Annotated in this window: 22 protein-coding genes; 1 reads left to right on the top strand and 21 read right to left on the bottom strand. The window is 64.6% G+C overall.

From position 1 onward, the window contains the following. Positions 1 to 13 precede the first annotated feature (13 nt). The 9 genes from AC3WMU_RS22590 to AC3WMU_RS22550 all read right to left on the bottom strand — a co-directional run bounded on the left by AC3WMU_RS22590 (position 14) and on the right by AC3WMU_RS22550 (position 12,231). Entirely contained in the window at positions 14 to 1,042 is a 1,029-nt protein-coding gene (locus tag AC3WMU_RS22590; RefSeq protein ID WP_006225128.1) for a sulfate ABC transporter substrate-binding protein, read from the bottom strand. 211 nt (positions 1,043 to 1,253) lie between these two features. Then, entirely contained in the window at positions 1,254 to 1,895 is a 642-nt protein-coding gene (locus AC3WMU_RS22585) for a peroxiredoxin (protein ID WP_006225129.1), read from the bottom strand. 150 nt (positions 1,896 to 2,045) lie between these two features. After that, positions 2,046 to 3,872, bottom strand: coding sequence for an acyl-CoA dehydrogenase family protein (locus tag AC3WMU_RS22580; RefSeq protein WP_492283002.1), 1,827 nt, complete (start codon positions 3,870 to 3,872; stop codon positions 2,046 to 2,048). Positions 3,873 to 4,005: 133 nt separating this feature from the next. Then, a complete protein-coding gene (aspT, locus tag AC3WMU_RS22575) occupies positions 4,006 to 5,706 on the bottom strand; it encodes an aspartate-alanine antiporter (RefSeq protein WP_006225131.1) in 1,701 nt (566 codons plus the stop codon). Between the two features lie 22 nt (positions 5,707 to 5,728). Then, positions 5,729 to 7,555: a bifunctional aspartate transaminase/aspartate 4-decarboxylase gene (locus AC3WMU_RS22570; protein WP_454676360.1), complete on the bottom strand. Its 1,827-nt coding sequence runs from the start codon at positions 7,553 to 7,555 to the stop codon at positions 5,729 to 5,731. Between the two features lie 113 nt (positions 7,556 to 7,668). Beyond that, positions 7,669 to 9,360, bottom strand: coding sequence for an aspartate-alanine antiporter (gene aspT / locus AC3WMU_RS22565; RefSeq protein ID WP_006225133.1), 1,692 nt, complete (start codon positions 9,358 to 9,360; stop codon positions 7,669 to 7,671). Between the two features lie 195 nt (positions 9,361 to 9,555). Then, complete coding sequence (locus tag AC3WMU_RS22560) at positions 9,556 to 10,485, bottom strand: electron transfer flavoprotein subunit alpha/FixB family protein (RefSeq protein WP_492283001.1); 930 nt, start codon at positions 10,483 to 10,485, stop codon at positions 9,556 to 9,558. Between the two features lie 2 nt (positions 10,486 to 10,487). Then, complete coding sequence (locus tag AC3WMU_RS22555) at positions 10,488 to 11,237, bottom strand: electron transfer flavoprotein subunit beta/FixA family protein (RefSeq protein ID WP_006225135.1); 750 nt, start codon at positions 11,235 to 11,237, stop codon at positions 10,488 to 10,490. A gap of 70 nt (positions 11,238 to 11,307) precedes the next feature. Beyond that, the gene (locus tag AC3WMU_RS22550) at positions 11,308 to 12,231 is read right to left on the bottom strand and encodes a histone deacetylase family protein (RefSeq protein WP_492283049.1); all 924 of its coding nucleotides are present in this window, start codon (positions 12,229 to 12,231) and stop codon (positions 11,308 to 11,310) included. Between the two features lie 10 nt (positions 12,232 to 12,241). Between AC3WMU_RS22550 and mltB the strand changes: the two genes are divergently transcribed. Next, positions 12,242 to 13,396, top strand: a complete 1,155-nt coding sequence (mltB, locus tag AC3WMU_RS22545; protein WP_088590172.1) for a lytic murein transglycosylase B — start codon at positions 12,242 to 12,244, stop codon at positions 13,394 to 13,396. A gap of 84 nt (positions 13,397 to 13,480) precedes the next feature. On the opposite strand, the gene cysM is transcribed toward mltB, so the two are convergent. The 12 genes from cysM to hisC all read right to left on the bottom strand — a co-directional run bounded on the left by cysM (position 13,481) and on the right by hisC (position 25,260). Next, positions 13,481 to 14,389: a cysteine synthase CysM gene (gene cysM / locus AC3WMU_RS22540; RefSeq protein WP_006225138.1), complete on the bottom strand. Its 909-nt coding sequence runs from the start codon at positions 14,387 to 14,389 to the stop codon at positions 13,481 to 13,483. 81 nt (positions 14,390 to 14,470) lie between these two features. Next, on the bottom strand, positions 14,471 to 15,034 hold the full coding sequence (locus AC3WMU_RS22535) for a ComEA family DNA-binding protein (RefSeq protein WP_492283000.1): 564 nt from the start codon (positions 15,032 to 15,034) through the stop codon (positions 14,471 to 14,473). Positions 15,035 to 15,227: 193 nt separating this feature from the next. Next, entirely contained in the window at positions 15,228 to 16,217 is a 990-nt protein-coding gene (gene rfaD / locus AC3WMU_RS22530) for an ADP-glyceromanno-heptose 6-epimerase (RefSeq protein ID WP_006225140.1), read from the bottom strand. Next, positions 16,214 to 17,155: a D-glycero-beta-D-manno-heptose-7-phosphate kinase gene (gene rfaE1, locus AC3WMU_RS22525; protein ID WP_006225141.1), complete on the bottom strand. Its 942-nt coding sequence runs from the start codon at positions 17,153 to 17,155 to the stop codon at positions 16,214 to 16,216. The genes rfaD and rfaE1 overlap by 4 nt, the downstream gene beginning before the upstream one ends. Further along, the gene (gene lapB, locus AC3WMU_RS22520) at positions 17,152 to 18,369 is read right to left on the bottom strand and encodes a lipopolysaccharide assembly protein LapB (protein WP_006225142.1); all 1,218 of its coding nucleotides are present in this window, start codon (positions 18,367 to 18,369) and stop codon (positions 17,152 to 17,154) included. Before lapB ends, rfaE1 begins: the two co-directional genes overlap by 4 nt. A gap of 59 nt (positions 18,370 to 18,428) precedes the next feature. Then, positions 18,429 to 18,743 carry a LapA family protein gene (locus AC3WMU_RS22515; protein ID WP_006225143.1) on the bottom strand — a complete coding sequence of 105 codons (315 nt, stop codon included), beginning with the start codon at positions 18,741 to 18,743 and terminating at the stop codon, positions 18,429 to 18,431. Between the two features lie 183 nt (positions 18,744 to 18,926). Beyond that, positions 18,927 to 19,286 (bottom strand): integration host factor subunit beta, encoded by a 360-nt coding sequence (locus AC3WMU_RS22510; protein WP_006225144.1) that lies wholly within the window; start codon positions 19,284 to 19,286, stop codon positions 18,927 to 18,929. Between the two features lie 3 nt (positions 19,287 to 19,289). Then, a complete protein-coding gene (gene rpsA, locus AC3WMU_RS22505) occupies positions 19,290 to 21,002 on the bottom strand; it encodes a 30S ribosomal protein S1 (protein ID WP_006225145.1) in 1,713 nt (570 codons plus the stop codon). Between the two features lie 204 nt (positions 21,003 to 21,206). Further along, on the bottom strand, positions 21,207 to 21,899 hold the full coding sequence (cmk, locus tag AC3WMU_RS22500) for a (d)CMP kinase (RefSeq protein WP_088590170.1): 693 nt from the start codon (positions 21,897 to 21,899) through the stop codon (positions 21,207 to 21,209). Positions 21,900 to 21,911: 12 nt separating this feature from the next. Further along, positions 21,912 to 23,234, bottom strand: coding sequence for a 3-phosphoshikimate 1-carboxyvinyltransferase (gene aroA, locus AC3WMU_RS22495; RefSeq protein ID WP_006225147.1), 1,323 nt, complete (start codon positions 23,232 to 23,234; stop codon positions 21,912 to 21,914). A 5-nt stretch (positions 23,235 to 23,239) separates the two neighbouring features. Continuing rightward, on the bottom strand, positions 23,240 to 24,142 hold the full coding sequence (locus AC3WMU_RS22490; RefSeq protein WP_280025418.1) for a prephenate dehydrogenase: 903 nt from the start codon (positions 24,140 to 24,142) through the stop codon (positions 23,240 to 23,242). After that, complete coding sequence (gene hisC, locus AC3WMU_RS22485) at positions 24,139 to 25,260, bottom strand: histidinol-phosphate transaminase (RefSeq protein WP_006225149.1); 1,122 nt, start codon at positions 25,258 to 25,260, stop codon at positions 24,139 to 24,141. The genes AC3WMU_RS22490 and hisC overlap by 4 nt, the downstream gene beginning before the upstream one ends. Positions 25,261 to 25,271: the final 11 nt, after the last annotated feature.

Raw genomic sequence — 25,271 nt, 5'->3', positions numbered from 1 at the left:
GATCGTTGTGCGTTTATTTCTTCTGCGGCAGATAGATCTGGTCGAATGTGCCACCGTCGCTGAAGTGGTCTTTCTGCGCCTTGCGCCAGCCGCCGAAGATCTTGTCGTCGATGGTGACGAGCTTGACCTTGGGGAACTTGTTTTCGTACTTGGCGGCGACCGTCTTATCGATGGGACGGTAGTAGTTCTTCGCGATGATCTCCTGCGCGGCAGGCGTGTACAGGAACTCCAGGTAGGCCTGCGCGGCGGCACGCGTCCCCTTCTTGTCCACGACCTTGTCCACGATGGCCACCGGCGGTTCGGCCAGGATGGACAGCGACGGCACCACGATGTCGAACTTATCCGGACCCAGCTCTTCAAGCGCCAGGAAGGCTTCGTTTTCCCAGGCCAGCAGCACGTCGCCCACGCCGCGTTCGACGAACGTGGTGGTGGCGCCGCGGGCGCCGGTATCCAGCACCGGCACGTGCTTGAGCAGGTCGCCGACGAAGGCGCGGGCCTTGTCTTCGCTGCCGCCGTTCTTCTCCAACGCATAGGCCCAGGCGGCCAGGTAGTTCCAGCGCGCGCCGCCCGAGGTCTTCGGGTTCGGAGTGATGACCTGCACGCCGTCCTTCACCAGGTCATCCCAGTCCTTGATGGCCTTGGGATTGCCCTTGCGCACCAGGAATACGATGGTGGAGGTATAGGGCGAGCTGTTCTGCGGCAGGCGGGTCTGCCAGTTTTCGGGCACCAGGCCGCGGTCGGCGATGGCGTCGATGTCATAGGCCAGTGCCAACGTCACCACGTCGGCTTCCAGGCCGTCGATGACCGAACGCGCCTGGCGGCCGGAGCCGCCGTGCGACTGGCGAATCGTCAGGTCGACGTTGGCCTTTTCCTTGTATTGCTTGACGAAGGCGTCATCGATGGCGCGATACAGCTCGCGCGTCGGGTCGTACGAGACGTTCAGCAGCGTCTGCTTTTGCTGAGCCTGAGCCGGCGCGATCGCCGCCAGCGAAACTGTCACCGCCGCCAGCGCGGCCAACCAACCAGCTTTCCTGAAAGACATCCCTTGCTCCCTGTATTTGGCAATGTGCAAGCAAGTGTGCTGGCTGGACAATCTGAACGGAACGAATCATTTTTTGATTGCTCATCGCTCCCAGACATATAGGATCCGAGTCCCAACAATGAAAAACCGCCGCGTTCCCCTATGGGAAGGCGGCGGTTCTGGCGGCCGGAAACCGCTCGCGGACACCCGGGGCTACCCCCGGAATCCGAATTTACTTATTCGGTTGAGGCGTAATGCGCAGGTACGGACGCACGGCCTTGTAGCCCTTGGGGAATTTCTGCTTGATCACGGCCTCGTCCTGCAGGGACGGAACGATGATCACGTCATCGCCATCTTCCCAGTTGACCGGCGTGGCCACGCTGTGGCTGTCGGTCAGCTGCAGCGAATCGATGACGCGCAGGATCTCGTTGAAGTTGCGGCCGGTGCTGGCCGGGTACGTGATGATCAGGCGCACCTTCTTGTTCGGGTCGACGATGAACACCGAGCGCACCGTCAGGGTGGCATTGGCGTTCGGGTGGATCATGTCGTAAAGCTCGGAGACCTTGCGGTCCTTGTCGGCCAGGATCGGGAAATTGACCTTGGTCGACTGCGTGTCGTTGATGTCCTCGATCCACTTCGAGTGGGAATCGGTGCCATCCACCGACAGCGCCAGCACCTTCACGTTGCGCTTGGCGAATTCGTCCGCCAGCTTGGCGGTGTAGCCGAGTTCGGTCGTGCAAACGGGGGTGAAATCGGCCGGATGCGAGAAAAGCACCCCCCAGCTGTTGCCCAGATACTCGTGGAAGCGGATAGGGCCAGCCGAGGATTCCTGTTCGAAATCGGGGGCGGTATCGCCCAGACGTAGATGACTCATGGTGTCTCCTGTATGCGGATTCAGTGGGAAGGGGCTGGCGGCTCGCGACAACTGCCAGCCAGGAAGTCGTTTCTCATTGCGGAAAGTGCCGCCTGTAAAACGATTCTTCCATCAAACCTTTGGCGGGGGAAATACGCAAGCCATATAACCTTATGCAATATCTGAAGCTGCGCCACAGGCGTCCGCAACCACCCCGGCGCGCACGGCGGCAGACAAGGCCAGGGCGCGCGGCAGGATGTGAGCCGCATAGAACAATCCCGTCGCGATCTTCGATTTGTGGAACGGGTCTGTGGACCCGGCGGCAATGTGCTTGCGGCATGCCAGCACCGCGCGCGCCATCTGCCAGCCGCCATGCACCACGCCGGCCAGCATCAGGTACGGGACGCTGCTGGAGTAGACCGCCCGGATGTTGGCGGCCGATTGCTCCAGGATGAAGCCCACACCGGCCTCGTACGCCTGGATCGCGCCGTCCAGGTTGTCACGCAACAGCCGCAGGGCGTCGCGTTCCGGCGCTGCCGCGCGGGTGGACTCCGCCTCGACGGCACGCAAAGTTTCGCGCATCGCGGCGATGGCGGCATATGCGGTGGCGCCGCCGTCGCGCTGCGTCTTGCGGCTGACCAGATCGTTGGCCTGGATCGCGGTGGTGCCTTCATAGATCGGCAGGATACGGGCGTCGCGGTAGTACTGCGCCGCCCCGGTCTCCTCGATGAAACCCATGCCGCCATGCACCTGGATGCCCAGGGAGGCGACTTCGACTGCGGTCTCGGTCGAGTAGCCCTTCACGATGGGCACCATATATTCGTAGAACGCCCGGTTGCGCGACCGCTGTTCGGGATCGGGGTGATGCGTGCCCTTGTCGTGCGCCGCCGCCGTCACGTACGACACCGCGCGAGCCGCTTCGGTCAGCGCTTTCATGGTCAGCAGCATGCGCTGCACGTCGGGGTGCCGCACAATGGCCACCGGCCCGGCCGACCCTTCCACCGCACGCCCCTGCACCCGTTCGCGCGCATACGCCAGCGCGTGCTGGTAGGCGCGTTCGGACAGGCCGATGCCCTGCTGCCCCACGGAATAGCGCGCCGCGTTCATCATGATGAACATGTATTCCAGGCCACGGTTCAATTCGCCGACCTGGTAGCCCACGGCGCCCTCGCCCACCTCGCCCTTGCCCGCGCCGTACAGCAACACCGCCGTGGGGCTGCCGTGGATGCCCAGCTTGTGCTCCAGCGAGGCGCACCAGACGTCGTTGCGCTTGCCCAGGCTGCCGTCGGCCTCGACCAGGAACTTCGGCACGATGAACAGCGATATGCCCTTCACGCCCGCCGGCGCGTCCGGCGTGCGGGCCAGCACCAGGTGGATGATGTTCTCGGCCAGGTCGTGCTCGCCGTAGGTGATGAAGATCTTCTGGCCCGACAGGCGGAAGCTGCCGTCGTCCTGGCGCACCGCGCGCGTGGTGACCTGGGCCAGGTCCGAACCGGCCTGCGGCTCGGTCAGGTTCATGGTGCCTGTCCACTTGCCGCTGATCAGGTTGGGCACATATTGCTTGCGCTGCGCCTCCGACCCCACGGTCAACACCGCCTCGATCACGCCATCGGTCAGCATGGGGCACAAGGAAAACGCCAGGCTGGCTGCCTGGATGTTCTCGCCGGGCGCGGCCGCGACCAGCTTGGGCAGGCCCTGCCCGCCCCAGGCTTGCGGGTGCTGCAAGCCCTGCCAGCCACCTGCCGCATAGTCCTTGAAACCCTGGGCATAGCCGGGCGTCGTCGTTACCTGTCCGTCCTTCCAGACGGGGGGCTGCGTGTCGCCGGGCACATTCAAGGGAGCCACCGCCTGCTCTACGAAGCGTCCGTTCTCTTCCAGGATGGCGTCCACCAAGTCGGGCGTGACGTCGCCGAATCCCGGCAGCTTCAGGATATCGTCCAGTCCGGCCAATTCTTTCAAGGCGAAGCGAAAGTCCTGCAGCGGGGTTACGTAAGGCATGGTGTCTCCGTGTGCAAGGGGCAGCAAGGCGCAAAGCGCCTGGCTGCCAGATGCGTTTCTTGGTACGCGCGTCTGATTGCGCGCGTCGGGGTGTGACAGGCGCCGCGTCGTCCGGCGGGTGGCCGGACGGGCGCTAACTCAGATGGTACGCCAATGACACGATGATCGGCCCCAGTACCGGCAGCAGCACATTGGCGATGGCGTAGGTCACGGTGTAACCCAGCAGCGGCACCGAGCTGCCGCTAGACCCCAGGATGGCGCTGATCGCGGGCGTGCTGACGTGCTGCCCCGCAATGGCCCCCACCAGCAACGGCCCCTCGATCTTCAGGATCTTGTGCCCCACCCACAGCGACAGGCAGGCAGGCCCCAGCGACACCAGCAGGCCGATCAGGGGCAGCACGGCGCCATGCTCGCGGATCAGCGATATCGCTTCGGGGCCGGCCGACAGGCCCACGCACGCCACGAAAACCGCCAGGCCCAGGTCCTTCAGCAACTGCACGGCATGGTCGGGCATATGGCCGATGGCGGGCCGCTTGGCGTTGATCCAGCCGCAGACCAGGCCGCTGACCAGCGCACCGCCCCCACTGCCCAGCGACACCGGGATCCCCCACAGGCGCGCGCTCAAGGCGCCGATCATCAAGCCCGCAAGAATGCCGAACGCCAGAAACACCAGATCGGTCACGCCGCTGCGGCGCAGTTCATTGCCCAGGGCCGCGCCGGCTTCCGCCAGTTCCGGCTGCGTGCCGACCAAGGTCACCAGGTCGCCGTATTGCACGACCGTGGCCGGGGTCAACGGCAGCACATGGCCGGAACGCATGATGGATTGAACGAAGACACCGCGCGCGCGGCGGGCGCCGGGCCGTTTGGCCAATTCGCCCACCGTGTGCCCGTTGATCGTCTTTTTGTTGACGATGACGGCCAGCTCGCTCAGTTGCAGGTCGTCCGCATGGGCCTCGGGTAACTGGATCTCAGGCCCGACCACCGACCCCGCGCGCAGCGCGAAACGGCGCAGGCCCAGCACGACCACGATGTCGCCGGTAGCCAACGTGTCTTCCGGCGTCGCGTCCACGGCTTCGCCGTTGCGCAGGATGCGGCTGATCACCGTCCGTCCGCCCAGCTGCGCCTCGACGTCCGCCACGCTCATGCCGTCGGCGTCTTTGACCACATGGGCGCGCCCCACCAGACGCGGCAAGGTGGGCAGGTTGATGTCATCGTCGTCACCGGACGCCACGCCCAGCTTCTCTTCCAGGGCCTTGGAGGCCTCGCGCAAATTGATGCGCAACAGGGCGGGCGCCACCTGGCTGGTGAAGAACACAATGCTGATCAGGCCCACCAGATAGGTCAGCGTGTAGGCCGTGGCGATATTGGCCTCCATGCGCTGCACCTCGGCATCCGGCAGCCCCAGATGCTTGAGGGCCTCGGCCGCCGTGCCCACCACGGCCGACTCCGTGGCGGCCCCGGCCGCCAGGCCCGCCGCCGTGCCGGCGTCCAGCCCGAACAGCGGCACGGCCGACAGCACGATGGTCAGCACCAGCAGCGCTTCGATGATCGGCAGCACGATGTAGCGCAGGCTGGACCGATTCAGGTTGGCGAAGAACTGCGGGCCGCCGGAGTAGCCCATGGCAAAGATGAACAGGGCGAACGCGACCTCTTTCAGGTCGCCGCGCATCTGGCAGCCCGTCTGGCCGATCAGCAGGGCGACGATGAGTGTCCCGCACACCCCGCCCAGCTGGATCGGCCCGACCTTCAGCTTGCCGATCAGGTATCCCAAACCCACCGTAACGAACAACACCGCGATGGGGACGCTATTGAAAAACCCGACTGAGCACGTCATAAGGTCATGTCGCCCTGTTTGCCTACTTCCGAGCCGTGGCCTTCTTGGCCGAGCGGGCGGCGGTATCCGCTTGCTTGACCGCCTTCTTCACCGCCGTCTTGGCTCCCTTCTTGGCAGCCTTCTTGGCCACGCGCTTGGCCGCGCCCGCCTTCACCGTCTGGCCCTTGCCTGCCGTCGGGCCCGAACGCACCAGCTCGCCGGCCTTCCACGCTTCGACGTACTCGGTGGCCGCATCGACCATGTGCTTGCCGATCTTCGCGTAGTCGCCGTCGTCCAGGTTGGCCAGCGAGATCCGGATGGACCACGGCGGACCACCGAAGCCGCCGCCGTCCATCAGCACCACGCCCGACTTCTCGGCGAGGCGGAACAGGAAGTCCACCGGCTCGTAGTTGGTCGTCATGTACTTGCAGAAGGCATCGCCATAGGTATTCTTGGCCCAGACCATGAAGTCCAGCTCCACGTAATACCAGCCGCGCATCGGATCTTCAGGCGGCAGCGGCGCACCCAGCCCGCGCCACAGCGCATCACGGCGGCCGCGCACGATCTCCATCGTCAGATGTTTGTAGGCGTCCTTCAGGTCCAGCAGATGCGACAGGGCGAAGAAGCCCATCTGCACTTGCTGCGGCAGCGACAGGCCCGCGGTGTGATTCAGCGCCACGTTGCGGCTGTCGGCCACCATGCGGTCGATGAACTTGAGCTTTTCGGGCTCCATCGTCATCGCGCCATAGCGCTTGTTCAGGCGCTGCTTCCACGACGCGGGCAGTTCGGCGATGCGGCGGTCCATCGTGTTCTTCTCGTGGGTCGCGATCACGCCCAGGCGCCAGCCCGTGCAACCGAAGTTCTTCGAGAAGGAATACACGCAGATGGTGTTGTGCGGCACCTCGGCCATCAGCGAACGGAAATTCGGCACGAAGGTGCCGTAGACGTCGTCGGTCACCAGCACCAGGTCCGGGTTCTTGCGGATCAGGCGCACGATCTGCTTCATCTCGACCGGGCTGAACGCGACCGACGGCGGATTGCTCGGGTTCACCGTCACGGCCAGCTTGATCTTCGGGTTCTCAAGCTTGGCGATTTCAGAGGCCGGATAGTGCCAGTCGTGCGTGCCGTCGGCGCGCACGCTGCTGGCGTTGATGGCCACGATCTTGAACTGGAAACGCTCCAGGTGCGCGATCTCGATATAGGGAGTGAACGTCGGCAGGAATAGCGCGATGGTGTCGCCCTGCTTGAGCAGGCCGTTCTGCATCAGCGAATCGAAGATGTAGCACATGGCGGCCGTGCCGCCTTCGACCGGGAACAGGTCGAACTTGCCCTTGGGCGGGCGGCCATCGCACATTTCCTTGATCAGGTAGTCGTGCACGATCTGTTCGATATGCACCAGCGCGCGCGGCGGCACGGGATAGTTGTCGCCGATGATGCTGTCGGTCAGTTCATGGATCCACTCGTCGGGATCGAAACCCTTGATCTTCACGCCGTACTCAAGCACGCCCACTAGGAAGTCGTAGCCGTCTTCGCCCTTGTGCTTGGACAGGAATTTGCGCAGGCGGTCGGCGCAGCCCTTCTTGGCCGGCATGCCCGCCAGGATGGCATCGTCGCGCACGCGGCGCGCTTCCTTCATGGCGAATTGGCCAAGCAGGAAGAAAGCATCACGCGGCTCGGTGGCGATCCAGTTCGGGTTGCCGCGGCCGGCGTTCAACATGGTCAAGGCGGCGGTCTGCTGGTTTTCCTTGGCCAGCGTGATCAGATAATCCTTCAGTTCGAAGGGCGACAGCTGCTCAAGGTCGCGCTGGCGCGACCGCGTCGTTTTCAGGGCCGAGGCCAGGCTGACGGTGAGAGGCGTGGTGGAAGCCATTATTCAGTACTCCTGATTTGCGTTTTGACAAGCGCTTGCCGGGGCGGTGCGGGCGGGCACGCCCGCCGCCCCGATATGCTGCCCGCAAGCCATGCGGCTCGGCGGGCGTCCCACTAGGTCATGAGCAAGACAATGACAATCCCCCAGATGATGAGCAGGGTATTGCCGATTGCGTAAGGCACCGTATAGCCCAGGGCGGGCACCTGGCTTTTCGCCGTTTCGGTGATCTGGCCGATCGCGGCCGTCGTGGTGCGGGCGCCAGCGCAGACGCCCAGCACGATGGCGGGATGGAATTTGAAGACATAGCGGGCGATGTACACGCCCAGGATCATCGGCACACTCGTCGCGATGATGCCGGCCACGAAGAGTTTGGCTCCAAGCTGCTGGAAGCCCTGCACGAAGCCTGGCCCCGACGTGATGCCGACCACCGCCACAAAGGCGGTCAACCCGACGGATGTCAGGAACCAGTGCACCGGTTCGGGCACGCGGCCGAAAGTCGGGTGCACCGAACGCAGATAGCCGAAGATCAGGCCTGAGATCAACGCGCCGCCCGAGGTCGACAACGTGATGGGGATGCCGCCAACGGTCAGCACCAGCGTGCCGAACAGGCCGCCCAGCAAAATGCCGAAGCCCACGAACACCATGTCGGTCTGCTCGGTGGCGCGGTCCACATAGCCCACCTTGCCGATCACGCGCTCCACGTCGCGCTTGGCGCCCAGGATGAAGAGACGATCGCCGCGGTCCAGCTTCAGGCCCCAGTTGACCGGCATCTCATGCCCGCCGCGCACGACTTTGCGCAGGAACACGCCGCGGCCCAGTTGCCGCACCGACTCCAGTTCGGAGATTTCCTTGACCGTCTTGCCGGCCAGGTTCTTGTTGGTCAGCACGACTTCGACGATCTCGGCCGGCAGGTTCAGCAAGTCGCGGTCTTCAACCTCGGTGCCGATGATGCCCGCAGCCTGCAAGACCAGCGCGTCGTGCCGCCCCGTCACGCCCAACACGTCGCCGGCTTGCAGGACGGTGGTCGAGTCGTTGTCCAGGATCTGATCGCCGCGCCGGATGCGTTCGACGAAGACGCGCGCTTCGACGAATCGCGACTCGAGTTCACCGACCGTCTTGCCCACGTGCTCGGTGTGATCCAGGCGATACGCCCGGGCCGTGAACTTGCGGTAGCCGGAGAGTTCCATGGAATCGGAGCCGCCAGACATCTTGGCCTCGTATTCCTTGCACTCCTTCACGATGTCCACGCCCATCAGCTTCGGGCCCAGCGAGGCCAGCAGCCAGGCGCTGCCCACGGTGCCGAAGATGTAGCAGACGGCATAGGCAACCGGAATGCTGTCGATCCATTGCTTCTTGGTCGCCGCATCCACGCTCAGGCCGTTGATCGTGTCGGTAGCCACGCCCATCACCGCCGAAATGGTCTGCGCCCCTGACAGCAGGCCAGCGCCCGTGCCGGCATCAAAGCCGAAGCCCACGGCGGTGGCCCAAGTGACCAGCAAGCAAATCACGCAAATGATGACCGCGAAGATGACCTGGGGGAGGCCATCGCTTTTCATGCCGCGGAAGAATTGCGGTCCGACACCGTAGCCAAGACCGAAGAGGAAGAGCAGGAAGAACACCTGCTTCAGAATCGGGGCGATGGTGATGTCGAGTTGACCGACCAGTACGCCCACCAGCAAAGTACCCGTTACTGCGCCTAGATTAAAACCGAAGATCTTCTTGGCCCCGATCCAATACCCCAAGCCCAAGGTCAGGAAGATCGCTAATTCTGGGTACTTCCGCAATGTGTCAAAGAACCATTCCATCCCGAATCTCCTTCGTTCTGTACAGGTCGAGCACGTGCGCGAACAATCCTGCTGCGCGCGGAACACATTATCAGAATCTTTCAGAAAATCAAAAGAAATAAACCACCCATGACAATCGGACGCAGATTATCGAAGGCGAAAAAAAGCCCGCGGATATGACATCCGCGGGCCTTTCATAATGCAGAGACAGGCGGTTTACAGCGCGCCAGTCAGTTCAGGCACGACCTGGAACAAATCACCCACCAGGCCATAATCGGCCACGCCGAAAATCGGCGCTTCGGGATCTTTATTAATGGCGACGATGACCTTGGAATCCTTCATGCCGGCCAAATGCTGGATGGCACCCGAGATACCCACTGCCACGTACAGCTGCGGCGCAACGATCTTGCCCGTCTGGCCAACTTGCCAGTCGTTCGGCGCGTAGCCGGCGTCGACCGCGGCACGCGAAGCGCCCAGTGCGGCGCCCAGCTTGTCGGCCAGCGGATCCAGGATCTTGAAGTTCTCGGCGCTGCCCAGACCGCGGCCGCCCGACACGACCACGCGCGCGCCGGCCAGTTCAGGACGGTCGCTCTTGGCGACTTCGCGGCCCACGAACGAGGACAGGCCCGAATCGGCCACGGCGGCGATCTCTTCCACGGCGGCCGAGCCCCCTTGCACGGCGACGGCGTCAAAGCCCGTCGTGCGCACGGTGATGACCTTCACGGCGTCTGCCGATTGCACGGTAGCAATGGCGTTACCCGCGTAGATCGGGCGCTGGAACGTATCGGCGGATTCCACGCCGATGATGTCCGAGATCTGCGCCACATCGAGCTTGGCCGCGACGCGCGGCGCCACGTTCTTGCCCGAGGCGGTGGCCGGGAACAGGATATGGCTGTAGTTCGAAGCCACGGCCAGCACCTGCGCGGCGACGTTTTCCGCCAGGCCATCGGCCAATTGCGGTGCGTCGGCCAGCAGGACCTTGGCCACGCCTGCGGCGGCAGCGGCCTGGTCGGCCACGGCGCGCGCGTTGGCGCCGGCGACCAGCACGTGCACGTCGCCTCCGATCTTGGCGGCGGCGGCGACGGCGTTCAGGGTTGCGCCCTTCAACTGGGCGTTATCGTGTTCGGCAATAACCAGCGTCGTCATGTTCAGACCACCTTCGCTTCGTTCTTGAGTTTGTCCACCAGGGCAGCAACGTCGGCCACCTTGATGCCGGCCTTGCGGGCGGGCGGCTCGCTGACCTTCAGCGTCTTCAGGCGCGGCGCGGGATCAACACCCAGGTCTTGCGGCGTGACGGTGTCCAACTGCTTCTTCTTGGCCTTCATGATGTTCGGCAGCGTGACATAACGCGGCTCGTTCAGGCGCAAGTCGGTGGTGACGATCGCCGGCAGCTTCAGCGTCAGCGTTTCCAGGCCGCCGTCCACTTCACGGGTGACCGTGACGCGGCCGTCGGCTAGTTCGACCTTGCTGGCGAACGTGGCTTGCGGCCAGTCCAGCAGCGCGGCCAGCATCTGGCCGGTCTGGTTGGCGTCGTCGTCGATGGCTTGCTTGCCCAGGATCACCAGTTGCGGCTGTTCCTTGTCGACCAGCGCCTTCAACAGCTTGGCGACGGCCAGCGGCTGCAGCTCGGCATCGGTCTGGACCAGCACGCCGCGGTCGGCGCCGATGGCCATGGCGGTGCGCAGCGTCTCCTGGCATTGCGCAACGCCGCAAGAAACCGCCACGACTTCAGCGACGGCACCCTTTTCCTTCAGGCGGGTCGCTTCTTCGACGGCGATTTCGTCAAAGGGGTTCATGGACATCTTCACATTGGCGATATCCACGCCAGTCTGATCCGACTTGACGCGCACCTTGACGTTGTAGTCAACGACGCGCTTGACAGGTACCAACACCTTCATCCCGCTGCCTCCAAATGGAAATAATGACCCGGCATGCGCCGGGATCGCATTGCACAATTTTTTCCTGATTCTACAGCTTCGCCAGCGCTCGTATATGCGCAACTACACTGCGGCCCAAGGCGGACAAGTTGTAACCGCCCTCCAGCGTGCTGACGATCCGCCCCTGGCAGTGGCGTTCAGCCACCTCCACGAGCTGCTCGGTGATCCAGGCGTAGTCGGCCTCGACCAGACCCATCTGGCCCATGTCGTCCTCGCGGTGGGCATCGAAGCCCGCCGACACCAGGATCAGTTCCGGACGGTGGGCCTCAAGCCTGGGCAGCCAGGTGTCGGTGACGATGGCCTTGACCGCGGCGCCCGTGGTGTAGGCGGCCACAGGCACATTCAGCATGTTGGGGGCCGGGTGCTCCGTGCCGCTGTTGGGGAAGAACGGATGCTGGAAAAAGCTGCACATCAGCACGCGCTCGTCCCCGGCGAAGACGTCTTCGGTGCCATTGCCGTGGTGGACGTCGAAGTCCACGATGGCCACGCGCGACAGGCCGTGGAACTCCAGCGCATGACGCGCCGCAATGGCCACGTTGTTCAAGAAGCAGAATCCCATCGCCTGCGATCGGCAGGCATGGTGACCGGGAGGACGCACCGCGCAGAAGGCCGTGCGGGCCTCGCCGCCCATCACCGCATCCACGGCCGCCACCCCTGCGCCGGCCGCATGCAGGGCGGCCTCGTAGGTGTGGGGATTCATCAGCGTGTCGGGATCTATCGGGTAATACCCTTGGTCCGGCGTATGTTCGCGCAAACTGTCCAGATACTGGACAGTGTGCACGCGCAGCAGGTCATGGCGCGATGCTTGAGGCGCCTGCCGGTCATCCAGATAAGGCATCAATCCGCTTGCCAACAATTGGTCGGAAATGGCATCCAGCCTCTGCGGGCTTTCGGGATGCCAACTGCCCATTTCATGCAAGCGGCATGCCGGGTGAGTAAGATACATGGTCTCCATAAGGAAGATTATGTTCATCTGTCGGCGATTACTGCAACTCGGAACGCTCTCCGCCCTGCTGGCGGGCTGCTCCACCACCGCTCCCACCGCTCCAAATTCACTCGCCGCGCAACCCGCGGCCGCCACTGCCAACACCGCCATCCGCATCGGGCCTAGTACGCCGACACCAGGCTCCGAACTCCCGGACGACGCCCCGGCCACTCTGACCGCCACCGGCGCCCTGCGTCCGGAAGTGCGCAGCTTCGTGGAAGAACTTGCCGCCGAACGCCAACTGCCGCTGAACCCCATGGTCAAGGCGCTGGAGAGCTCGCGCTACAACGCCACGGTGTCGCGCCTGATCGCGCCGGCCCCGCCGGGCAAGAAGATCTGGCGCAGTTGGCTGACGTACCGTTCGCGCTTCGTCGAACCCAAGCGCATCGGCTGGGGCGTGGACTTCTACAACGAGAACCGCGACCTGCTCAACCAGGCCTCGCAGCGCTTCGGCGTGCCGGCGCCCATCATCGCGTCGATCATCGGCGTCGAAACACTGTATGGCCGCAATATGGGTAATTTCCGGGTGCTGGACGCGCTGGCCACGCTGGCCTTCGACTATCCCGACCCTAACAAGCCCGAGCGCGCCACGATGTTCCGGGGCCAACTGGCAGACTTCCTGACGCTGGTCATGAAAGACAAGCTGGACCTGGAGACGCAAGGCTCGTACGCCGGCGCCATCGGCATGCCGCAATTCATGCCCACCAGCATCATGCATTACGCGGTCGACGGCGACGACAACGGCCATATCGACCTGACCAACAATACCCAGGACGCCATCATGTCGGTGGGCAGCTTCCTGGCGCAACACGGCTGGCAACGCGGCCTGCCCGTGTTCGCCCCGGTGGCCCTGCCCGCGGATCCCACCGCGCTGGTCGATGGCGGGCTGGAGCCCAAGCAGAGCTGGGCCACGCTCAGCGCCGCCGGCGCGCGCCTGCAACCGGGCGCGTCGACGACGGGCTGGGGCAGCCAGCCCCTGGGCGTCGTCGACCTGGTCGAAGAAGCCCGGGGCACCGCGCAGTACCGGGTCGGCACGCCCAACTTTTTCGCGCTGACGAAATACAACCGTAGCTATTTTTACGCGACGTCGGTGGCAGATCTGGCCAGCGAGATCGAAGCCCGCGTCGCGCGCTAGTCGGGCGTCCGCAGACAGAAAAACGCCCCGTTGAACGGGGCGCTTCTCATCGTGGGGAGGCTTTGCCCCCGCATCTTCGGGAAATCAGTTGAAAACGCCGGTGGACAGATAACGGTCGCCGCGATCGCACACGATGAAGACGATGGTCGCGTCATTGACGCGCTCGGCCACACGCAAGGCGGCAACCAGGGCGCCGGCGGACGAAATACCGCCGAAGATGCCCTCTTCCGCAGCCAGTCGGCGCGCCATGACTTCGGCTTCCGATTGCTCGATGGATTCGTAGGCGTCCACGCGGCTGCGGTCGAAAATCTTCGGCAGATAGGCCTCGGGCCATTTCCGGATGCCCGGAATCTGCGAGCCTTCGGCCGGCTGCGCACCCACCACCTGCACCGCTGGATTGCGCGATTTCAGATAGGTCGACACGCCCATGATGGTGCCCGTCGTGCCCATGGCGCTGACGAAGTGCGTGATGCGGCCCTCGGTCTGGTCCCAGAGTTCGGGGCCGGTGGTCTCAACGTGCGCGCGCGGGTTGTCGGGGTTGGCGAACTGGTCCAGCACCACGCCCCTGCCGTCCGCCTGCATCTCGGTGGCCAGGTCGCGGGCGTATTCCATGCCGCCTTTGTCGGCCGGCGTCAGGATCAGTTCGGCGCCATAGGCTGCCATGGCGGCCCGACGCTCCACCGACAGGTTGTCCGGCATGATCAGGATCATGCGGTAGCCCTTCATCGCCGCCGCCATGGCCAGCGCGATGCCGGTGTTGCCGCTGGTGGCTTCGATGAGGGTATCGCCCGGCTTGATGTCGCCGCGCGCTTCCGCGTGCTTGATCATGGACAAGGCCGGGCGGTCCTTCACGGAACCGGCGGGGTTGTTGCCTTCCAGCTTGGCCAGGATGACGTTGCCACGCGCGTCACCCGCGGCACCGGGAATGCGCTGCAATCGCACCAGCGGCGTGTTGCCGACGGTCTGCTCGATAGTGGGGTAGGAGGTAGTCATGCGGACGATCATAACTCCGCCCGGCGGCGGACGCGGCCAAAAGCCGCGCTCCCGCCAGGGGTTCCCGCTGGGCAGCGCCGGTCAGGGCCGGGACGACGCCTGCGCCTTCAACGCGGCCGGCTTGGCACCGGTTGCGGCCGGTTTGGCCGGCTTGGCTGACTGGACGGCCGCCGTCTTCGCGGCAGGTTTGGCAATATCAGGCTTGGCGTCGGCAGGCTTGGCGTTGTTGGCCCCCGAGGAAGCACGCGCGACCGCCCCTGCGCCTGCGGAGGCTGCCCCGCCCGGCCCCACCTGCAAGCCGGCGGATTCCAGCGCCTGCGCCTTTTTCAGCCCGATGCCGCGCACGCGCTCGGCCAGATCTTCGAACGAGTCGAATCTGCCTCCGCGCTCGCGCTCGCCCACGATGATCTCGGCGGTGCGCGGGCCGATGCCCCGAATGCCTTCCAGTTGCTGGGCGCTGGCCTGATTGACGTCCAGCGCATTAGCCGGCGGCGCCGCCACGCCCAGCCCTGCCGTCACCAACAACGCGCCCAGCACCTGTCGCAGCCTGCGCGGGCCGCCCCGCGCGGCGCTCGGCCGAAGCGTTGCCCCCCCCGCCGGGCAAGCGCCCAATTGGGCAGCATTGGATTCGAACAATGGTTTCATGAAGGTCTCCAGAACGGACGGGACGCGACGGCTGTCGCGCCACCCTTGAATCATGACGATCACGCCTGGCTGCGGGCGGCACGGTGAACGAAAACATCCACCTCGGCAAATACACGGGCGAAAAAAAACCACCGGACCGGTGGTTTCTCTTCAAGGCCTGGCAACGCAGCGCAATGCCAGGCGATGTCCGCGCTTAACGGCGCGCGCGCCAATAGCGCACGTACTCGGCCACACCGGTCTGCACGTCGCGCATGGGCGCGTAGAACCCGGCGGTGCGCAGTTGCGTGACATCCGCCTGCGTATAGCTCTGATAGCGCCCCTTCAAGTCATCCGGGAACGGAATGTAGCGGATGAGATCCAGCTCCACCAGCTGAGCCAGCGTCAATTCGGCCTCGCCACGCTCGGCGCGCAGGGTATTGACCACCGCCGCCGCCACGTCGTTGAACGGCTGCGCCCGGCCCGTGCCGCAATTGAAGATGCCCGACTGTTGCGGATGGTCCAGGAAGTGCAGGTTCACGGCCACCACGTCTTCGACCGAAATGAAGTCGCGGCTCTGCCCGCCATCCACATAACCGTCCCAGCCCGCAAACAGGCGCACATGGCCATGCTCCAGGAACTGGTTCATGTTGTGAAACGCCACCGAGGCCATGCGGCCCTTGTGCTGTTCGTGCGGTCCGTAGACGTTGAAGTAGCGCAGCCCCACGACCTGTGCCGTCAGGCTGTCCATGCGCTTGCGCAGGACCTGGTCGAACAGCAGCTTGGAATAGCCGTAGACGTTCAGCGGGCCTTCGTTATCGGGATGCTCGACGTAGATCGACGACCCACCATACACTGCGGCCGACGAGGCATACAGGAACGGAATGCGCCGCGCCTGGCAGAATTCGAACAGCTCCAGCGTGACGCGGTAGTTGTTGTCCATCATGTAGCGGCCATTGCGCTCGGTCGTGTCCGAGCACGCGCCCTGATGCAGCACGGCGCGCACCGCGGGCAGGCTGCCGTCGGCGACCCGGCGGCGGAAATCGTCCTTGTCCATGTACTCGGCGATCTGGCAATCGACCAGGTTGACGAACTTGTCGCCTTCGGTCAGATCGTCCACCGCGATGATGTCCTGGATGCCGCGGCGGTTCAGCCCGCGCACCAGATTGCTGCCAATGAAGCCTGCGGCTCCGGTTACGACGATCATGAGGATTCTCCTGCCAATTCGGCTGCGGTGACGACGGAGGTGCCCAGCTTGCCCACGGCGATGCCGCCGGCCTTGTTGGCCCAGCCCATGGCCTCGGCCCACGGCAAGCCGATAGCGCGCGACACCGCCAGCGTGGCCAGCACGGTATCGCCTGCGCCGGACACATCGAACACTTCGTGCGCCTGCGCATCGATGTGGTCGCGCCCCGTATCGGTAAACAACGTCATGCCCTGCTCGGAACGCGTCACAAGCAAGGCTTCCAGGTCCAGGTCGGCGCGCAAGCGTTGCGCCCGATCGGTCAATTCGGCCTCGGAATTCCAGCGTCCCACGGCCTGCTGCATTTCCGAGCGGTTCGGCGTGACCAGCGTGGCGCCGCGATAACGCGCGTAGTCGTCGCCCTTGGGGTCCACCAGCACCGGGATGCCCGCATGGCGCGCCATGGCCAGCAGCGATTCGACGCGGGTCAGCACGCCCTTGGCATAGTCCGACAGCACCACGATGTCGTGGTTGGCCAGATGGCGGGCCAACGCGGCATCCACGCTGTCCAGCGCGGCCTGCTCGGGATGCTGTTCGAAATCCACGCGCAGCAGCTGCTGCTGGCGGCCCAGCACGCGCATTTTCAGCGTGGTGTGCAGGGAGGGGTCGGCGATCAGGTCGGCATGGATGCCGGCTTCGGCCGACAGGCGGCGGATGCTGTCGCCAGCCTCGTCCGCACCCAGCACGCCCACCAGCGTCACCTGACCGCCAAGTGCCGCCACGTTGCGGGCCACGTTGGCGGCGCCGCCCAGGCGGTCTTCGCGGCGGGCGACGCGCACCACGGGCACCGGCGCTTCCGGTGAAATACGTTCGACTTCGCCGAACCAGTAACGGTCCAGCATCACGTCGCCCACCACTAGGACGCGGCTACGCGAAATGGCTTCGGCGGGGAAAGGCTTCATTCAAGTTCTTCCAGGCGGCGCGGCGCATAGGTTTCCCAGGCGTTGCAGCCGGGACATTGCCAGTAAAAACGACGCGCTTGAAAACCGCAACTGCGGCATGCATAGCGGTCCAGCCGTTGCGTATGCTTGTGGATCAGGCTGCGCAGCAGCGTCAGGTCGGCGCCGGGCACCGGCCCCTGCTCCGTGACGCCGGATTCCGGGCTGGCGAGTTCGGCTTCCAGCAAGCGGTCCAGGCCCAGCAGGGAGGGATGGCTGCGCAGCGCGCCGCGCGCGAACGTCCAGGCCACGGCCGAGCCTTGCTGCACGCGCAATTCGCGGAACACCACGTTGAACAGGTCCAGCGACGCATGGCGCTGATACTGCTTTTGCAGGAATTCCAGCCCGGCTTCGACCTGACCGGCCGCGCGGTAGTTGGCCAGCAGTTGCTCGGCCACCAGGCCCGCGTATTCCGGGGCATCGGTCATCACCGACTCCAGGTACAGGCGTTCACGCTTGGGGTCTTGCTCCATCAGGGCCAGGCGCGCGCGCAGCATGGCCGTGCGCACCATCGCGCCTTTGCTCAGTGACACGTCGGTCGTGGACAGGGCATGATCGGCGGCATCCAGCGCCTTGTGCGCGGCATCCACGTCCGCGGGCTTGGCGGTCAGCGCGGTCTGCGCCTGCTCGCAGTAGTAATGCACGATCTGCGGCACGGGCTCGTCGACCAGCCCTTGCAGCGTCTTGACGGCCTCGATGGCGCGCGGCCAGTCGTGTTCCGATTCGAAAATGCGGATCAGCGAGCGCAGGGCCGGCAGTGCGTAGCGCGTGTCCTTGAGCTGTTCAAAACCGCTTTCGGCGCGGTCCAGCATGCCGGCCTTCAGGAAGTCCTGCGCTAGTTCATGTTGCGCATGTTCGCGCTCGGCGGCCGGCAGGTCAGAGCGGCTCAGCAGGCTTTGATGGACGCGGATAGCGCGTTCCATCTCGCCGCGACGGCGGAAAAGGCTGCCCAACGCAAAGTGCAGTTCGGTGGTTTCCGGATCCAGCTTGGCGACTTCGACGAACGCGTCAATCGCACGGTCCGGCTGCTCGTTCAGCAGGAAGTTAAGCCCCCGGAAATACGAGTCGGGCAGGCTGCGGGTTTCCCGAAGCATCTGCCGGATATCGAAGCGCGCGGCCAACCAGCCGAGCGCAAACAACACCGGCACGAAAATCAACCACCAAGGTTCAAAATCCACTATTCGGGCTCTTGCGGTAATTCACTGCGAAAAGGAGGTGTGCGGCAGACGGCGCGCCGTCACAGCGGCGACATGGGCGCAACGGCTTCCGGCGGCACGACAGGCGTGGTGCCATTGACGGCAGCCTGCACGCGGTCCAGCTCGCGGCGCAAGCGCATGGCTTCGCGGCGGCGGCGCATGGCGGCGGGCACGGTCAGCAACAAGCCAAACAGGGCGCCAGCCACGAATACGACCAGCATCACAACGATCAACGGCACGTCTTGCACGACGTAATCCGCATAGAACTTCACTGCAACCGGATCGGTGTTCTTCAGGGCGAACATCAATACCGCAATAAACACGAGCAATCGCAGGGCCCAGACGAGATAGCGCATGACGCATGCTCCAGAGAATTCAAGACTGTCAATTGTAAGCGACGCCGCAAAGCCACAAGGAAAAAAAATCCCCGCGAGGCGCCGGGCCCCCAGGCGCACGGCCGGAAAAAACAAAGCCCCTTGATTTCTCAAGGGGCCTGTTCTCGGTCCGATCTGCCCGTAGGCAGCCTTTACGCCGAGCCGTCAATGCATGGCGTGCAAACTTGCCATGGACGGCATCGGCTCACTCGATCCAGAGGATTGAGCGTCCTCGTCATTGCCGCCGACCAGGTCTACCCGTTCGCGCAATTCCTTGCCCGCCTTGAAGTGCGGCACCTGTTTGCCAGGCACCAGCACTTGTTCGCCGGATTTCGGATTGCGACCGACTCGGGGAGACCGCTGCGACAACGAGAAGCTGCCAAAACCGCGGATCTCGATGCGCTGACCCGAGGCCAGGGCCTGGGTCATTGCATCCAGCACGGTCTTGACCGCGTAATCGGTGTCGCGGGCGGCCAGCTGAGGATAGCGGGCCGCCAAGGCGGCGATCAGCTCCGACTTGGTCACGAATTAACCGTCGTTGCGCTGTTGGTCCAGCTTGGCCTTCAGCAGCGCGCCGAGGTTGGTGGTGCCGGACGAAGCGCTGGCGTCGGACATGCGCTGGATCGTGTCGGCGGTCTCGGCGTTGTCACGGGCCTTGATCGACAGTTGGATCGAACGCGTCTTGCGGTCGATGTTGACGATCATGGCTTCGATGTTTTCGCCAGCGTTCAGAACGGTGGTGGCATCTTCAACGCGGCCCGAGGAGATCTCGGAAGCGCGCAGGTAGCCTTCAACGTCCACGGACAGCGTAACAACAGCGCCCTTGGCTTCGACGGACTTGATGGTGCCCGGAACAACGGCGCCCTTGTCAAACGTGGCGACGAAGTTGTTGAAGGGGTCGCCTTCCAGCTGCTTGATGCCCAGCGAGATGCGTTCCTTGTCGGTATCGATGCCCAGAACCACGGCTTCGATCTCGTCGCCCTTCTTGAAGTTGCGCACGGCTTCTTCGCCCGTTTCCGTCCACGACAGGTCGGACAGGTGAACCAGGCCGTCGATGCCGCCAGGCAGACCGACGAACACGCCGAAGTCGGTGATCGACTTGATGGCGCCGCGGACCTTGTCGCCGCGCTTGAAGTTCGTGGCGAACTCTTCCCACGGGTTCTGACGGCACTGCTTCATGCCCAGCGAGATACGACGACGGTCTTCGTCGATTTCCAGGACCATGACTTCGACTTCTTCGCCCAGGGTAACAACCTTGCGCGGGTCGACGTTCTTGTTGGTCCAGTCCATTTCGGAGACGTGAACCAGGCCTTCGATGCCGGCTTCGACTTCAACGAACGCGCCGTAGTCGGTCAGGTTCGTGACCTTGCCGAACAGGCGGGTGCCTTGCGGGTAGCGGCGAGCCAGGCCCACCCACGGATCTTCGCCCAGCTGCTTGACGCCCAGCGAGACGCGGCTCTTTTCCTGGTCGAACTTGAGGACCTTGGCTTCGACTTCCTGACCCACTTGCAGGACTTCGGACGGGTGACGCACGCGGCGCCATGCCATGTCGGTGATGTGCAGCAGGCCGTCGATACCGCCCAGGTCAACGAACGCGCCGTAGTCGGTGATGTTCTTGACCACGCCCTTGACCACAGCACCTTCGTGCAGGGTTTCGAGCAGCTTTTGACGCTCTTCGCCCATGCTGGCTTCCAGCACTTGGCGACGCGACAGCACAACGTTGTTGCGCTTGCGGTCGAGCTTGATGACCTTGAATTCGAGGGTCTTGCCTTCGTACGGGGTGGTGTCCTTGACCGGACGCAGATCCACCAGCGAACCCGGCAGGAACGCGCGGATGCCGTTGGTCATGACGGTCAGGCCGCCCTTCACCTTGCCGGTGATGGTGCCGGTAACCAGCTCGCCGTTTTCCAGGGCCTTTTCCAGTTGCAGCCAGGCCGACAGGCGCTTGGCGCGGTCACGCGACAGGATGGTGTCGCCGTAGCCGTTTTCCAGGGAATCGATGGCCACCGAGACGAAATCGCCGGGTTGCACTTCGAGCTCGCCCTGGTCGTTCAGGAACTCTTCCAGGGGGATCAGCGCTTCGGACTTCAGGCCGGCGTTGACGACGACGAAGTTATGGTCGACGCGCACGACTTCGGCGCTGATGACCTCGCCGGACTTCATGTCCTGGCTCTTGAGGCTTTGTGCGAAAAGGTCGGCGAAGCTTTCGCCGCCGGTGGCGGTAGTGGAAACGGAAGACATGGGGTTGAAATCCATTGGGCCGAAATGGCCGTTAAGAACACACCGCAGCGGATTGCCCGCCACAGTGGAGTCAAAATACCTGCCTGCCGGTTTGCCCTGCGGGGTGTCCCGTGGGGGTTGCGCCTGGCTAGAACAGGGCCTAATCAAAAAATAAAGGTGGACTGGCTAACTTGGGCTTTCAGCCAAGCTTTCAGGCTGATGCCTTTAAGCTTTTGCCTGCGCTTGTTGCCAGAAATCCAGTATTGCCTGCACCGTCTCTGCAATCGTCAAATCAGACGAATCCAGCACATGTGCATCTGCTGCGGGGGCCAGCGGCGCGGTAGCGCGTTCGGTATCGCGGGCGTCTCGCTCGCGCATGTCTCGCAGAAGGTCATCTAGATTAGCAGAAATTCCCTTTTCGATCAACTGCTTACGGCGCCTCTCCGCCCGGGCGACCACATCAGCGACCAGGAACACCTTCAGGGACGCATCCGGGAACACCACCGTGCCCATGTCGCGGCCGTCCGCCACCAGGCCCGGCGGCAGGCGGAAAGCGCGCTGGCGCTCGAGCAGGGCCCGGCGCACACCGGGAAAAGCGGCCACGCGGGAGGCGAAATTGCCCACTTCCTCGCGGCGGATGTCGTGGCCGACGTCGGCGCCTTCCAGGTACACATGGGGGCCGTCAAAGCGCACGTCCAGCGTTTCCGCCACGCGGGCCACGCCGGGTTCGTCGTCGGCGGCAACGCCCTGCTTGATGGCGGCCAGGGCGGTCAGGCGGTACAGCGCGCCGCTATCCAGCACGTCCCAGCCCAGCGCCTTGGCGACGCGATGCGCCACGGTGCCCTTGCCCGAAGCGGTGGGGCCGTCGATCGTGATGACGGCGGCCGGAGATGAATCAATCGAAGAAGTCAAAGTCATGGGGGGTTCGCGCTAGGCCGATACCAGGCTCGCGTAGACATCAAAGTAACCCGGGAACGTCTTGCTGACGCAACCCGGATCCAGGATACGGACCGCTGCCGGGCCAAAGGCCGCCAGCGAAAAACACATGGCCATGCGGTGGTCGTCCCAGGTGCCGATGTGCGCGTCGCGCCAGGCATCCTGCGCCGGCGGGATGACACGCAGCCAATCCGGCCCCGATTCCACTTGCGCGCCCAGCTTTTCCAGTTCCGTCTGCATGGCGTGGATGCGGTCGGTTTCCTTCACCCGCCAACTGCCGATGTTGCGCAGGCGGCACGGTCCATCGGCATACAGGGCCAACGCCGCGGCGGTCATGGCGGCGTCCGGGATCAGGTTGAAATCGGTGTCGAACGCCTTCAGGCGCGCGCCGTCGGCCACCCGGACGCCGGTCACTTCGATCCAATCCGGACCGTAGGCCACGTTGGCGCCCATGTGCGCCAGCGTATCGGCAAAGGCGACGTCGCCCTGAATGCTGTCAGCGCCCACGCCCGTCACGCGCAACGGACCTCCGCCAATCGCACCCAGCGCCAGGAAATAGGACGCCGTGGAGGCATCGCCTTCCACCGCGATCTGGCCCGGACTGCGGTAGCCGGCGCCGCCTTCGATCACGAAGCGGCTCCAACCGTCGCGCCGCACCTGCACGCCAAAGCGCGCCATCAGGTTCAGCGTGATTTCGATGTAAGGCTTGGAGATCAGTTCGCCCACCACTTCGATCGTGACGGGTTTGCCGCTGCGGCCCGCCTGCAACGGTGCAGCCAGCAGCAAGGCGGTCAGGAACTGGCTGGACACCGAACCCTGCACGCGCGTCACGGCATCCGCGGCGATCTCACCACGGCCGATATGCAGCGGCGGATAGCCCGGTTGGCCCAGATAGTCGATCCGGGCGCCTAGCGCATTCAAGGCATCAGCCAGGTCGCCGATTGGCCGCTCGTGCATGCGCGGCACGCCCGACAAGCGGTAATCACCGCCCATCAGAGCCAGGGCCGCCGTCAGGGGACGGATCGCCGTACCGGCGTTGCCCATGAAGAGATCGGCGCTTTCCACGGGGAAACGACGCACGCCCTCGACGGTGACGCGGCCGGCGTCCAGGTCCGACACCTGCACGCCCAACTGGCGCAGCGCGCCCAGCATGACGCGCGTATCGTCGGAATCCAGCAAGCCGGTGATGACGGTGGTGCCCTCAGCAATCGCCGACAGCAGCAGCACGCGGTTGGAAATACTCTTGGAGCCCGGCAAGGCGATCACGCCCTGCGCTTGCCGCACGCGCGGCAGGTCCAGATAAGGCAAAGCGCCCATGTCAGTTACTCCTTGCGCCAGTTGCGGCGCGCCTGGGCCGCGGTTTCCAGCAGCGCCAGCAACACCGCGTTGTCGCCATCGGCGATGGCGCGTTCGGCACGATCCAGGACGGCGCGCACATCGGCAAGCTCGGCCAGCATCGCATCGCGATTGGATAGAAAGATATCGCGCCACATCTCGGGCGAACCCGCCGCGATACGCGTGAAATCACGAAAACCGCTGCCGGCCAGGTCCAGGCGCGTACGCGCGTCGGCGGCCGTGGCCACCTGCTCCATATAGACCGCGGACAACAGATGCGGCAGATGGCTGACCGACGCCAGCAAGCGGTCATGGGCCTCAGCATTCATGTCGATCACACTGGCGCCGCAGGCCTGCCAGGCGCGGCGTACCAGGTCCGTCGCCTGCGCGCTGTTTTCGGCAAGCGGCGTCAGGATCACGGTGCGCCCCTGGTACAAGCCCGGATCAGCCGCGTCCGGCCCCGTGCGTTCGGCGCCCGCGATGGGATGGCCCGGCACAAAACGTCCGATACTGCCGGCCAGCGCCTCGCGCGCCGCGTCGACGACTTCGGCCTTGGTGCTGCCCGCGTCGGTCAATACCGTCGTGGCGCCCAGATGCGGCAGCATCCGTGCCAGCACGTTCTTCAAGCCACCCACAGGCGTGGACAGCAAGATCAGGTCGGCGCGGGCCGCCGCGTCTTCGGCGCTGACGGCCTCGTCGATCAAACCCAGCTCAACGGCGCGCGCCAGCGAAAACGCATTGCGCCCGACTCCCAGCACGCGGCCCACTTGACCCGCCTGGCGCAACGCCGCGGCGAAGGAGCCCCCGATCAGGCCCACGCCCACGACGGCCAATACAGGAATCAGGGGGCCAGCGGCCCCCTGATTCGTAGAAGGTAACGCGTCGTTCATGCGGACAGGATGGCGGTCAGGGCATCGATGAAGCGGGCATTCTCTTGCGGCAAGCCGATAGACACACGCAGCCATTCAGGCAGGCCGTCGCCGGCCACCGGGCGCACGATCACGCCGCGCTTGAGCAATTCCAGATTGATGCGCGGCGCATCGCCCACATGCACCAGCACAAAGTTGCCGTAGCTGGGCACATAGCGCAGCTTCAGGCGGTCAAACGCTTCGCACAATTGCGCCTTGCCGGACTTGTTCGAGGCATACGCCTCTTCCAGGTAGGCCGCATCGCCCAGCGCGGCGATCGCCGCGGCCTGGGCCAGCGTATTCACGTTGAACGGCTGGCGCACGCGGTTCAGCAGGTCAGTCAGCGGCGGTTGGGCCACCGAGAACCCCACGCGCAAGCCGGCCAGGCCGTAGGCCTTGGAGAACGTGCGCGAGATGATCAGGTTGGGGAACCGGCGGGCCAGCGCGGTGCTGTCGAAGCGGTGCTCCGGATCCAGGTATTCGTTGTAGGCCTCGTCCAGCACCACGGTGACGCGGTCGCCATGAGCGGCTTGCACGCGCTCGAGGAACGACGCGACCTTGTCGCCCGGCACGAAGGTGCCGGTCGGATTGTTGGGGTTGGCGATGAACAGCAGGCGCGTGTCGTCGGCGATGGCGTCGAACATGGCGTCCAGGTCGTGGCCGTAGTCTTGCGCCGGCACGACGATGTGGCGCGCGCCACGCGCTTGCGTGGCCAGGCGATACACCGCGAACGAGTGCTGTGCATACACCGCCGACGAGCCCGGCTCCAGCAGCGCCAGCGCGGCGATCTCGAGGATGTCGTTCGAACCGTTGCCCAGCGTGATCCAGTTCATCGGCACGCCGTAGCGTTCCGCCAGGGCCGCCTTCAGGTCGAAACCGTTGGGGTCGGGATAGCGGGCCAGCGACTCGGCCGCGGCCAGCATGGCCGCGCGCGCCGACTTGGGCATGCCCAGCGGGTTTTCATTGGACGCCAGCTTGACGATGCCGGCCGGATCCAGCCCGAACTCGCGGGCCAGTTCTTCAATGGGCTTGCCCGCTTGGTAGGGCGCGATGGCGCTGACGTGCGCGGGAGCAACGAGGGGCTTGGATGCGGTGGTCATGGTGTGGAGGC

This window comes from Achromobacter sp. FW305-C-13, from assembly GCF_058783475.1.
The sequence above is the reverse complement of the archived record's forward strand: the minus strand, read 5'-3'. Positions and strand labels throughout refer to the sequence as shown.